We start from the raw sequence: 12,284 nt of genomic DNA, 5'->3' as shown, positions 1-12,284 counted from the left end.
ATGTCGCCAATGTCATCCAGCGTAGCCGCCAGGACGCGGGAAACCGAATCGCAACCCCTCCGGGTCCAATCCAATCGAACCGGACGTGTCAGCATCCATGGCATCAGCCGCATTCTCCGTTGCGGCGTTGTCCTTCGTCAGGGCAGTCTCCGGCGCATCGGCGGCGGATGCCGGTCGGCCGCCGGATTCGACGGCCGAATCCGCGCCATCATGGATTTCGCCATGGCTATCGGCGGGATTGGCATGTCCGTAGTCGGGCGTGACGGCATGGAACGCCATGCCCGTCTCCCTCGGCTCCATCCTGAGCGTGCGCACAAGCTGGGCGCGCGGCATGTGATGGTCGTCGCAGAACGACTGGGCGGCGTCGCGGAATCGTTCCGCGGCCCAGCGCATGTCGTCCAGCAGGATGCCCAAACGCGACAGTTCGCCGCGTTTGCGCCGAAGCGCCTCCAACTCGGCATCCAATGCGTTGTCGGCGATGGCGCGCATCGCCCGGTTGCGTTCCCTCGGCTTCGCCATGACGGTCTCCTCACGGTGATTGTTCTTCGTTGCCCCGCATCGTAGAACGACGCCGGCCATGATGCCGGCGGACACGAAAACGGAACCGGCACCGGCATGCGAAACGTGACATGGAGTCCGCCGCGCATGGCGTGGCACGAAGGTGAAACTGACCGGTGCCGCAACCATCCCTCCCCGGAGGGGCGGTTGGTGTGCAGCAAGCATCGCCGGTGTACGTACACCGGCGCGGCCCCGCGAAGCTCGGGGCCGATCGCGGGACACCCGTGGAACCCGATATGAGGAGGCGCCGATGGGCTGGAAAGGCAACCGTTCCAGGACGATCCGCAAGACGGTCACGTTCAGCGAGGAGGAATGGCGGTGGGTGGCGGACTCGCTCAAAGTGGAGAACCGTCAGCGTATCCAAGCCGGGCTCAGGCCCGTGGGATGGATGGCGTTCGCCCGCAACCGGATCAGATGCGCCCACCGCGTCAACATCACCGTGCCCGCGAACCTGCATGACGTGAGCGCCCAACTGGCGAGGATCGGCAACAACGTCAACCAGATCGCCCGTCACGCGAACACCACGCGGGAGACGGACCTGGCCATGCTCTCGCGCGTGTTCGACGAGCTGCGCCAGGCGGAACGACTGGTCGCGGGCCTGAGCATCCGGGTGGAGACCGACGTCGACCCCAAAGGGGTGCCCGAATGGCTGTAGTCAAGATCGGCAAGATCAAAAGCACGCTCGCCCGCAGCATCGCCTACGTGACGAACCCGGCCAAGACCGACGGCTACCGGTGGGCCTCGACCACCGTCGGCGATGACATCACGGACGCCGAGTCCATCGCCCGCGGCTTCGAACGTGCGTTGGACGCCACGAAAGGCGGCTCACGCCGACGGGGCGCCGTGTTGGCGCTGCACGTGATCCAATCGTTCGATCCCACCGACCAGGTCACGCCCCGATTGGCGCATCTGATCGGGGAACGGTTCGTCCGGGAGATCACCGGAGGCACGCACGACTACGTGATCGCCACCCACACCGACAGGTCCCACATGCACAACCACATCCTCATCTGCCCGGCAGACCGGATTACGGGCAAGGCCCTGCGTCTGCGGAAAGGGACTTTGGGCGAATGGCGGAAGATCAGCGACCGGCTGTGCCGCGAATACGGGCTGCACATCCTCATGCCGGAACAGTCCGGGCGCGTGGCCCCGTCGATCGGGGAACTCCACCTGAGCGCCAGAGGCGGCAACCTCAAGGACCGGCTGCGCACCAGCATCGACACGGCCTGCATGAACGCCCATGACTTCGCGGGATTCCGCCGCGAACTCGCGACGCTCGGCGTCAACGCGACCGTTCGCGGCGGACGCATCACCTACACGTCATGCGGGCAGACCCGCGGAATCCGAGACCGGCGACTGGGCGTGGCGTACAACATGCTCGCCGTCATGGGCAAGATCCACCGGCGCACGCTCAGCGAGATCATCTTCCATGAGGCCATGATCACCCGTCGGACGGATACGGCGGTGACCGTGCGGGTGCCCGGCACGCACGGACGCCTGCACCTGGCAATACCGTGCGACCGGCTCGTGCGCGACGGAAGGATCTGGCACGCCTACCTGTCCGACGACGTCAGACAGGTGCTCACCGACGGGAACGGCGGCTATGTGCGGTCAACGGACTGCGAGAGCCTGTACGCATGGTTCGCACGGCCCGCGCTGCGACTTGAGGACTACTGTCGGCAACGGTTCGACGGCCGGGACATGACCGGCGTGAACGGGCGCGCGCTGCGTCAGGCGATCGCCTGCGACCGGCTCGCCGACAGCCTGCGCGAGCTCAATGTGCTCGCCCAAGTCATTGATGAGGGCGACGGCCGATTGGCGACGCTCGGCCGACTCACCGACTCCGTCGAACGCAACGCGAAGCACATGCGCGCCCTGATCGCGCTCATCGCCGACAACCACGATCAGGGAGCCGACGCCACGGGACTGGAAGCCCAGCTCGCCATCGAGGAGCAGGAGACCCGCAACCTGGCTTCCGACGCCCTCGCCCTGCGCCGGCTCATCGCCCGCACCGCGCCAGCCTCCGAACGCTCCGACGGCGCACGGCGCGCGCAACGCCGCGATGACGGGCATCGTGTCCGCCGCAGGAACCGGTGAGCCGGCGGAAGCTGGAACGCAACGAACCACGACGGATGACGGGAGAATCCCATGGCGGCCGAGGACCAGGCACAGGAACTCATGATGCGCGTCAGCGAGCAAGGCACACGCGTCATCATCGACGTGACCAAATACGGGCTCGACAAGGCGCTGCACCTGCTTGGCATCGGCGTGCACGCCACCGGCGAGACACTGCGGCGCATCAGGACCACCGGCAAGGTGGACGGCAAAACCCTGCATCGCACCGGCGAGCCGATCAACGTGCAGGAAGTCACCGGACGATACGCCCGGCAGCTCGAACACGACCTGAAAAAGGCCGGCATCACCTTCCACATCGAGCACGACCGCGACACCGGCCGCACCTTCCTCCACTTCCAAGGCAGGGACGCCGACGAGGTCAACCACGTCGTCTCGCGCATCGTCGAGCGCCTCAACCGGGAACTCGCCCAACAGGAGACCGCCACGATTCCCGAACCCGGTGGCGCCGACCACGCGCAGCCGTCCATGGAGACGACGCCGATGCCGGAACGGGAGGAGCCGAACCCGTTCCTCGAACCATCCGACGACGCGCTGCGCCTCGCCTTCGACGCCGAATCGCCATCGAACGGCCGGTTCGACTTCCGCACGGTGCCCTGGGACCGTGACGCCGCGATCATCACCGACCAGCTCGACCGGCTCCACATACCCCACCACACGCAACGGGTCGCCGACGACACGGTGCGCTTCACCTACCCGGCCGGCCAGGCCAGACGTATCGCCGACGCGATCGAATCCCTGACCGCACGCTCGCGGGGCCTGGACTGGAGCCGCATGGACATCCCCGCCCCGGACGGCGGCGTGCGACGCCCCAAAACCAAACAACAGACCCTGAACGACATCCGCAAGCGGGCCGGCAAACGCATCGAAGGCCAACGCCGCACCGCGCCCTCGAAACAACGCACCCGCACCCGGTGAACGGATGCGCGACGACCATGACCGGAAAGGAGCATCGCCATGCCCGAGCTTTCAGCCAACGCGCGTTGGCTCATGGACAACCTCATCGACAACGACCGGCAGGCCCTGGCGGACATCGCACGACGCGGCGAGCAATACGCGGCCGCCGGCATGCCGCAGGACAACCGGCTGGACCAGGTCGCCCGCATGGTCGTCGATGACGCCATCCGACGCCACAACCAGGCATGGCCCGACGCCGCGATCGGCTTCCCCGCGCCGGACCTCGACCAGGCCTCCGACGAGATCGCCCAACGCATCCGCACGCAGGCCGCACGATCATGGAACACGCCCGACGCCATGCAGACGCCGACGCAATGGCAGCCCGAACATCCCGGGAACACGCATACCCCGGCCCCGGAGCCAAAGCAGGACGGGACGGCCGTCGGCCGTCCCGGCGGCGAGCAGCCGACGCAACCCGCGGCCGGCGGAAGAACAAAGGAGATCTGGCCGCGCGTGAACTTCCCCAACAGCTACGTGCACCTGTACCGGATGACCTCCAAGGACGGGCGCACGTTCGACAAGATGCGCGTGGCGATACCGCAAGGCACCAGCATCCGCGGCGTGGACCTGACCGGATGGCAGCTCGACCGCTTCCTGACCGACCATGCACGGGACGCCAAACTGAACGGGCGCGACGTGACCGTCAGCTTCAAACCCGGCGAACCGGTGGAACTGTGGCGCGGCAAAGGCGAACAACGCGAGACCATGCGCATCGACGACGCATGGCAGCTGTGCCGCGCCGTCAAAGCGCAACGCATGGCCTACGCGAGGCAACACGCCGAAAACAAACCGGTCACCGCCACCGGCACCCGAACCGGCGAGGAACCGCCAGCAGCAGCACCCGGCCCGGAGAACCCCGAACAGGCGGCCGCGCAATCCCAGACGGCCGGCAAGAGCCGGACGCTCGACGCCATCAAGGACAGGGCCAAACGCCGTGCACAGACACCATCCACCACGCCGGCAAGAACGCAGGCGCAAACACAGACAAGGAGCCGATGATGGCGGAAGACGATCTGACGATCAACGTATGGGTAGGCAACCTCGGCCGATACAACGAGGGCACGCTCATCGGCGGATGGCTGCGCCTGCCCACGGACGAGCAGCGGATCGACCGGTTCCTCACCGAACAGGTCGGACTGACGCTCGACGCGCAGCAAGCCTATGAGATCGGACGCCAAGGAGGCGTCGTCTACGAGGAATACGGCATCTTCGCCCACGAATACACGGGACTGCTCGCCGCACTCGACTACCGGCCCGGCGAATACGAAGACATCCACGCCCTGAACACGCTCGCACAAGCCGCCCGGATCTTCACGCAAGACCAGCCCGAAGCATTGGAGGCGGTACGGCTGGCGGCCGACATGAACAGCGTGCACGACCCGATCGGACTGGCGAACCTGCTCGTCCAATCCGAGGACATCGAATACATGACCTACGACCCGCCGCAAGGCATCACGCAGGAGAACACGCCCGACCTGGACGAGATGTACGGCTGGCATTGCGTCAACCAAAACGCCGAACTCGCGAAACTCCTTGACGGACCATACGGCATGTACTTCGACGTGGCGAAATACGGGCGCGACGCCACCATCAACGACAACGTCACCCTCGCCGACCAGGGGTTCCTGCTCGACGCCACCATCCCCGACACCAAACGGTATTCCGGTACGGAGCTCAAGCAGATCATCGACGCCTACACCGACAGCGAGCCCGGCCTCGACGCCACGATGCCGACGGTCTCCGATGCATTGCAGATGGTTGAACGCTGGGGAGACACGCACGACAACGTGATGCGATCGGACGACGCCACACGCATCACCGAACGCATCATGCGGGCCAACGACACCGATGACGAAACCCTGCGCCGACAGGTCCAAGGCCTCATCAAACCGGTGGCCGACCAGCTGGACGGCGACATGCCCTCAGGCTCTGCCACGTTCGCCAGACTCATCGCCGAACACGCAGCAGAACGCGCCAATCCCGACCAGATGCCGGCACGGGAACCGTTCCAGCTCGAATCACTGCTCGAACCCGGCGAACGCATCATGGAATACACGCTCTCCGGCACGGCGACGAACTGGGGGGCACCCGTCTACCAGTGCATCATGCCCACCGATTCCACCGACATCAGCGCAGGATTGGAGGACACCCTCCAACGCATCATCGCCGACCGGACCGGACACGGCGACGCCGCCGCGATACTCGCCGAAACCATGGGCGCCAAGCCCGCCGGCGAACTCGACCCCGCCGACGGCATCACCCCGATCGACCAGGGATACGCGCTGCCCGCACCCCTCACCTCCTTCAACCCCAAACCGGCGAAAGAGGAAGAGCCAAACACGTCGAAAGGCAAGGACACGGTGCTCGACGGCATACGCCAACGGGCCAGCCAGCGCGCCGACGACCCCACAGCCCATCCATCCGCACCGGACCGGACGAAGACCCGCAACCGATAAGCCGCCGAGGAGACCAGCATGACCACCATGGACACCGCCTACCGGCAACTGCAGGACGAACTCAAACGCCTCGGCTACGAGCTGCGCATGGAAGGCTTCGGCATCCTCCAGCCCCAAGGCTCCTACGGGGACATCGAACCACCGTACCGGCTCGTCACCCTGCGCGAGATCCCCATCGAACCGTTGCCCGAATGGTCGGCCGACGTGCACCCGCACGACATCACCTACCGGTTCGATGCCACGCGATACCAGCACGACCGCGACCAACGGGACACCGTTGACGTGCGCGACTACGAAACATGGACGCGCACCGTATGCGACGAACAACACGTGCAGGGCCGCGTGCTCATCGACATGGACAAAACGGCGGAGGAACGCATCGCCGACCTCGCCACCGCAATCCACTACATCCAATCCGCGAACCCCGCATGCCGATCCTACCCGGTGGACCGCAAGACCCGACGCAACGAACTGCCCGACCGCACTCGCATCAGCCAGCCGATTGATGACTACCGGGACCCGTGGAGCATACGGGTCATGGCCGCACGGGAACAGGCCCTCGACACGCTCGCCTCCAAACACGTTCGGGTGGCCAGAGCCCGCGCCGAATCCGACGCGCTCACCGGAGGCGGCCGTGACGCCCGCACCATCGGACGCGACGCCATCAACGCCGTCCAAGGCAAAGCCCCGAACATCGACAAACCCACCAGAAAACGCAGGCCAAGCCGATGAGCGACGCCCGATACCCGCAGGCCTATGCGCGCGGCATCCTCACCGATGACGCCAGATTCCACACCGACGGCAACGGTAGGACGACGGCAACCCTGACCGTAAACGCCGGCACCATGGACGCGCCGCTCATCATCCGCGTGCACGCAGCCGGAGACCATGCGGCATACCTACGCGAACAGGGTGCGCTGCAGGGGCGACGGCTCATCGTCCACGGCATCATCCATGAGGAGGAAACCGCCGACGAAGCATACATCCTGGCCGACGAAATGGCCCTGCACACCAGCGTCAAGGACACGCTCCCGTGAACACGGCGCGAACGATCACCATCATCGGCGCAGATGAGAAAACCAACGGCGCTCCAATCACACACGAAATCCCCGCCACCTACGATACGGGAACACCTGTGGGACGCATCCTTGCCGCGATGTGCGACGGAGGCGACACCATCGAGAACCGCCAAGGCCTCACGCGCATCACCATCGCCGCCGACGCGGGAAACAGACAGCCGACGCCCGGGCACGATGAACTTTTGCCGGCGGACACCGCCGTCATGCAGCCTGCGGCCGACGATCCGCCATGGACCAGGGAACAAACGCTCACGAACATCCGCGTCCGCGCCGAACACCGCGTCAACAGCCGGATTGCGCAGCCGGCCGATGCCCCCGCAGGCGATGACATGCGACGAGCCATGACACAGCACCGCGGCGGCTTGGAAAGAGACAGGGGAAACCAATGAAACGTCTGCAAGCCATACTGCCCGCGGCCATGGGACTGTTCACGCTGTTCTGGCTGGGCGACAAGATCGGCTACCAGATACGCGCCGACCTGGATGAAGGCATGAGCGTGATTGACCTGATGAACAGGTTCTGGCTCGACCTGTACCATCCATTCCACCTGTCCACGAACCATACCGACCTGCTGTGCGGACTCGCCGCAACGGGCGTCGGCCTGCTGATCTGGGCATACAAGTACACGGCACGCCTGAACCTGCGCAGCGGCGAGGAACACGGCTCCGCACACTGGGGCACCCCGAAGGACATCAAACCGTTCATCGACCCCGTGGAATCCCACAACATCCGATTCACCGCGACCGAACGGCTCTCCATAGACACACGACGCACCCTGCGCAACCTCAACGCGCTCCTGCTTGGCTCATCAGGCTCCGGCAAAACCCGCTACTACGTCAAACCCAACCTATTGTCCGTGGACATGAACTGGGCCGTCACCGACCCCAAAGGCGAACTCAAACGCGATACGGAACACGCCATGCGCGACCGCGGCTATCAGGTCAACACGCTCGACCTCATCCACCTCGACCGATCCGACCGGTTCAACCCCATGCGCTACATCGACTCCAAGGAACCCCAATCCGCGATCCTGCGCCTGACCGACAACCTCGTCACCAACGCCACCGGAGACCGCAAAACCGGAGACAGCTTCTGGCAGGACGCCGAAAAAGCACTCCTATGCGCCCTCATCGCATGGACCTACTACACCGAAAGCAACCCCACCCTCAACCAAGTCACCGACACCCTCGACCGCATGGGAGCCAGCGAACAAGACGAAGACAAGGAATACATCATCGACGCGCTCTTCGCCGAAACCCAAACCGAAATCCACCGCATGCGCGAACATCCCGACGACTACGACGCGGAAACCCGGAGAATGCTCGACGGGCTCGCGTTCGCATGCGCCCAATACAACACGTTCCTCAAAGGCGCCGGCGAAACCAAGAAAAGCATCATCATCACCACCGGCGTCCACCTCGCACCCCTCCAAGTGCGCGAGGTACGCCGGATTCTCGACGGCGACGACATCCGGCTCGAAACCCTCGACCAAGGCAAACGCATCATCTACCTCGAACTGCCCGACACCAATGCCACGTTCTCCTTCATCGCCAGCGTCTTCTACCAATGCCTCTTCGAAACGCTTGTACGCAAAGCCGACGCCCAACCCGACGGCGTGCTTGACCGCGACGTGCACTGCATGCTCGACGAATTCGCCAACATCGGCAAGATCCCCAACTTCGTAAGGCTCATCGCCACCATACGAAGCCGACGCATCAGCTGCAGCATCATCCTTCAGACCGTCAGCCAAGGCAAAAGCCTCTATCGGGATGACTGGGAGACCATCGCCGGCAACTGCGACAGCCAGCTCTTCCTCGGCGGCAACGAACCCAGCACCACCAAATACATCAGCGACCGGCTCGGAGACCAAACCATCGACGTCATCGAAACCAGCGAAACCAAAGGCCTCAACGGCAGCTGGACACGCAGCACCCGCAAGAACGCGAGAAAACTCCTCACCCCGGACGAACTCGGGCGCATCCCCACTAGCCAGTGCATCTACCTACTCAGAGGCATACCACCGTTCCTCAGCGAGAAGTTGTGTCATCTATAGATGACACAACTTGTATGTATCGGTCAGTCTCTTGAATATGCATGAAATCATGCATTAAATGCAAACAAAAAAAGATTATCCCGATATTGACGGTTCTCGCAGTGACGAGCTTGACGCTTCCTGCGAATGCATATGCGTATGGAAGCGACAATGTGGAGATGCAAGAGATCCAGCAGACGCTTCATCAGTATTCGCAAGAACTATTAGCCGAATATCATTCGCCGCGTACGAGGTCCAAACTGAACATCCCACTTACCGCGGAGGAACAAGCCAAAGAGGGTCTTATCAGCAAGAATGTTGAAGTCGTACCGACAATTAGAAGCATTCAATCATCAAATGACGGAGAGTATCTGATTGATGCAGATATGACCGTGAACGTGAGTCTGGACGCAGACTCGGATACTGTTATTTATGTTAATGGTAAGCGAACGGACCATCTTGACCAGAGTTGGACTTCTACGCATGTCATGGAGCTTGCCCATGTGGGAAGGCAGCGAGGGTATTCAATTATTAGCGACAAAGTGATTGATGAACAAGATTCACCGGAATATGCCGACGCATCGGATGAATTGCCGACCGAAGACAAAACACCTGCTTCTTTGGATGAAAATGGCGCATTAGAAAGTGAGGCACTCAATAAGGCTCAGACATATGCCTTCGGGGACAACTCCGTCGGAGTAAATTATATTAAGGCGATGAATTATGCCGATAAATGGACGAGTCCTGAAAATAAAGATAAAATGAATCCTGCGTATCCGTCTTTTGGCTCTAACTGTACAAATTTTGTCTCGCAGGCTCTTCATCAAGGCGGAATGACGCTGACGCGGCTATGGAATTACTCTACTGTAATGCCGGATAAGCTGACAACACGCGCTTGGATGAATGCGGATAGCAATTATTCGTACATGAAGCATTATTCGCATAGTTATGACAGTTTGGATAATGTTTGGAAAGCATGGCAAGGCAGCATATTGTATGTCGATTGGACCTCAAATAATGAAATCGATCACGCTATGTTCGTTGTGGGTGTCGTCGTAAAAAAACGGCAAAGCCAATCCAGTCATAGATCAGAAGACGGAGAATCGTCATCAAATCACGTTGACGGAGTCGTTGCAGCATGCCCATGAACAAGGAAAAAATAATATGACCTGGTATGGGCTTCAATATCGTTATGACTGAGAAAATGGACTCTGGCTGTCATGAAGAGTAAAAGGTATTTTCAGATTATATCAGTCATTGCCCTGATATATGTCTGCATGACGGGCGTACTGATGTTTCAGGTGTCCGCGGCATATTCTCAGTGGGAAGAAGACCAAGTTTTCTGGAATTTAGCGACTTTAGTCTCAGCAGAGACCGAAAAGGCGAATGCGCAAAAATTTGGATTAACTGAATTTGAAAGACCTGAACTTCCAGAATATGCAGATCCGTCTCATAAATACAGTATATTCGCATGGAAATTGCTGAAGGAGAAGAACGATATCATAGCGAGCGATGAGCTCATGAAGCAACAGACGGAATCTCATCTTGAATACGCGAACAGTGTTCTTAATGAATACAATCGTCGCAATTGATGAGATAAGGGCTATTCCATGAATTCTGTGGGATAGCCCTCGTCTTTTTATTCTTTAGAGTCTCTTTAATCTGGTCAAGTTGACCAGCCCGGCCGTGACTGCCAACGACAGATTGGTCGAATTCAACCGCAGGCTCCCTGATATGTTCGACATCGTCGAGACCGACTGGCCCGGAAACTCGACGAATACCGCAGCGCCGTCTCCTAGCCATTCTTGCAAAGTGATGTTAACCCAGCTGGTCGGGAAATGAGGGGATTGCTGATTGCTCAGGCACCTCCCAAGTGGGATTGCCTTGCGTGACTGGCGAGGATAAACCTTCCGATGATGGTGCGGACTGTCGGTTCGATGATTGGGGATCCGATCCTGACTGTGTGAAACCATCCGAATGGTCCGCATCAGATGTATCCTCGTTCTCTACAGTCGTCATGGAATCCCGGACGATTTGCATGACTTCGTTGAGGTCTTGGATGGTTCTGTCATAGACATCAAGACTCTGGTGGTCGCGCGTCATGAGTCGTGCATGGGTGATCTGCTCATTGAGTCGTGTGCGGGTGTTGTCGTCTCTGACCTTGTTCTCGGATTCTTTGTAGAGCCTATCGGCGTCTTCAATGGTTTGACTCAGTACGTTCTGTGCGTTGTCGATCTGTTGTTGTTCGTGTGATGCCTTGACCGTGTCAACTGTGTCATGCAGGTTCCTGATCTGGGTTCTGAGCTGGTTGTTCTCTCTCCCTATTTCTGCACGATTGCGATCGAGACGGTCGGCCGTCAGACTCGGATTGCAATTTTCTGTTGAGATTGATGGCTGATATTGCATGATTTTGGCGAGCAGTTCCAAAGACTTGGGATCCTGCACGTCTTTATCCTGGAGCTTCACATATGGTTCCGCCTGTTTCAATGCCTTGTCCCATGCAATCCGCACTATGTCAGCTTGCTTGATTGCATGATTGCATGACGTGAGCGCCTCCTGATGGTCATAGTTCTTCTTCGCCATGACAAGGCCTGTGGTTAATCCCGTTGCGATGACCGAAGCGAGCATGATGCCGGCGATGCGGGTAAAAGGGATATGCCGATGGACGGCCACCTCATCCGCATTGTCAGCAGATAATTCCGCCAAGGGCGCATCATCCTCGACATGTTCTCCGTCCTCCATCGGCATGCCTACCGTCGTTCCCGTCCGCTTGCCGGGCTTGGAGGCGAGAGTGTTATTGCTCCTCGTATCGCAAGGCGGCTCATCGTCGATGATGGGTGTGATGGGCAGCAGCCGATGCTCGGGTTTCCTGTCGGGCAACGGTTCCGGTGGAGCCCCAGCGGTTTCAGGATCTGCAATGGCATGCGCAGCCCACTGGTCGAGTTCCGGCCATGTACCGGGATGATCGCAGATTTGCGCAAGGAGATCCCAGTTGCCGGAATCGCTCATAAGATCGGAAAGCTCGCAAGGATCAAGTTTGGGATTGATGCGGCGCATGCTTCCTTCTTT

13 protein-coding genes are annotated in these 12,284 nt (G+C 60.6%); 11 read left to right on the top strand and 2 right to left on the bottom strand.

All coding sequences use genetic code 11. From position 1 onward, the window contains the following. Nucleotides 1-12 precede the first annotated feature (12 nt). Nucleotides 13-519: a hypothetical protein gene (locus tag AC1AZA_RS06235; RefSeq protein WP_052119034.1), complete on the bottom strand. Its 507-nt coding sequence runs from the start codon at nt 517-519 to the stop codon at nt 13-15. A 289-nt stretch (nt 520-808) separates the two neighbouring features. Here AC1AZA_RS06235 and AC1AZA_RS06230 point away from each other — a divergent pair, with 289 nt between their 5' ends. The 11 genes from AC1AZA_RS06230 (at nt 809) to AC1AZA_RS06180 (ending at nt 10,807) form a co-directional block, all read left to right on the top strand. Then, on the top strand, nt 809-1,213 hold the full coding sequence (locus AC1AZA_RS06230; protein ID WP_043164798.1) for a MobC family plasmid mobilization relaxosome protein: 405 nt from the start codon (nt 809-811) through the stop codon (nt 1,211-1,213). Then, nucleotides 1,204-2,655, top strand: a complete 1,452-nt coding sequence (locus AC1AZA_RS06225) for a relaxase/mobilization nuclease domain-containing protein (RefSeq protein ID WP_044088992.1) — start codon at nt 1,204-1,206, stop codon at nt 2,653-2,655. Before AC1AZA_RS06230 ends, AC1AZA_RS06225 begins: the two co-directional genes overlap by 10 nt. Before the next feature lie 51 nt (nt 2,656-2,706). Next, on the top strand, nt 2,707-3,609 hold the full coding sequence (locus AC1AZA_RS06220) for a PcfB family protein (protein WP_043164800.1): 903 nt from the start codon (nt 2,707-2,709) through the stop codon (nt 3,607-3,609). A gap of 39 nt (nt 3,610-3,648) precedes the next feature. Beyond that, on the top strand, nt 3,649-4,647 hold the full coding sequence (locus AC1AZA_RS06215; RefSeq protein ID WP_223847977.1) for a hypothetical protein: 999 nt from the start codon (nt 3,649-3,651) through the stop codon (nt 4,645-4,647). Continuing rightward, on the top strand, nt 4,647-6,104 hold the full coding sequence (locus AC1AZA_RS06210; protein ID WP_476513838.1) for an antirestriction protein ArdA: 1,458 nt from the start codon (nt 4,647-4,649) through the stop codon (nt 6,102-6,104). Before AC1AZA_RS06215 ends, AC1AZA_RS06210 begins: the two co-directional genes overlap by 1 nt. Before the next feature lie 18 nt (nt 6,105-6,122). Beyond that, nucleotides 6,123-6,836, top strand: a complete 714-nt coding sequence (locus AC1AZA_RS06205) for a hypothetical protein (RefSeq protein ID WP_043164802.1) — start codon at nt 6,123-6,125, stop codon at nt 6,834-6,836. Beyond that, complete coding sequence (locus tag AC1AZA_RS06200; RefSeq protein ID WP_043164804.1) at nt 6,833-7,141, top strand: hypothetical protein; 309 nt, start codon at nt 6,833-6,835, stop codon at nt 7,139-7,141. Before AC1AZA_RS06205 ends, AC1AZA_RS06200 begins: the two co-directional genes overlap by 4 nt. Further along, on the top strand, nt 7,138-7,572 hold the full coding sequence (locus tag AC1AZA_RS06195) for a hypothetical protein (RefSeq protein WP_052119036.1): 435 nt from the start codon (nt 7,138-7,140) through the stop codon (nt 7,570-7,572). The genes AC1AZA_RS06200 and AC1AZA_RS06195 overlap by 4 nt, the downstream gene beginning before the upstream one ends. Then, nucleotides 7,569-9,236, top strand: coding sequence for a VirD4-like conjugal transfer protein, CD1115 family (locus tag AC1AZA_RS06190; protein WP_043164807.1), 1,668 nt, complete (start codon nt 7,569-7,571; stop codon nt 9,234-9,236). Before AC1AZA_RS06195 ends, AC1AZA_RS06190 begins: the two co-directional genes overlap by 4 nt. 158 nt (nt 9,237-9,394) lie before the next feature. Then, a complete protein-coding gene (locus tag AC1AZA_RS06185; protein ID WP_223847982.1) occupies nt 9,395-10,363 on the top strand; it encodes an amidase domain-containing protein in 969 nt (322 codons plus the stop codon). Between the two features lie 129 nt (nt 10,364-10,492). After that, nucleotides 10,493-10,807, top strand: coding sequence for a hypothetical protein (locus tag AC1AZA_RS06180; protein WP_146143583.1), 315 nt, complete (start codon nt 10,493-10,495; stop codon nt 10,805-10,807). Nucleotides 10,808-11,033: 226 nt separating this feature from the next. On the opposite strand, the gene AC1AZA_RS06175 is transcribed toward AC1AZA_RS06180, so the two are convergent. Next, entirely contained in the window at nt 11,034-12,272 is a 1,239-nt protein-coding gene (locus tag AC1AZA_RS06175; RefSeq protein WP_223847975.1) for a hypothetical protein, read from the bottom strand. Nucleotides 12,273-12,284: the final 12 nt, after the last annotated feature.

Source organism: Bifidobacterium sp. LH_389 (assembly GCF_056357235.1).
This window is presented reverse-complemented; position numbering and strand designations above follow the sequence as displayed.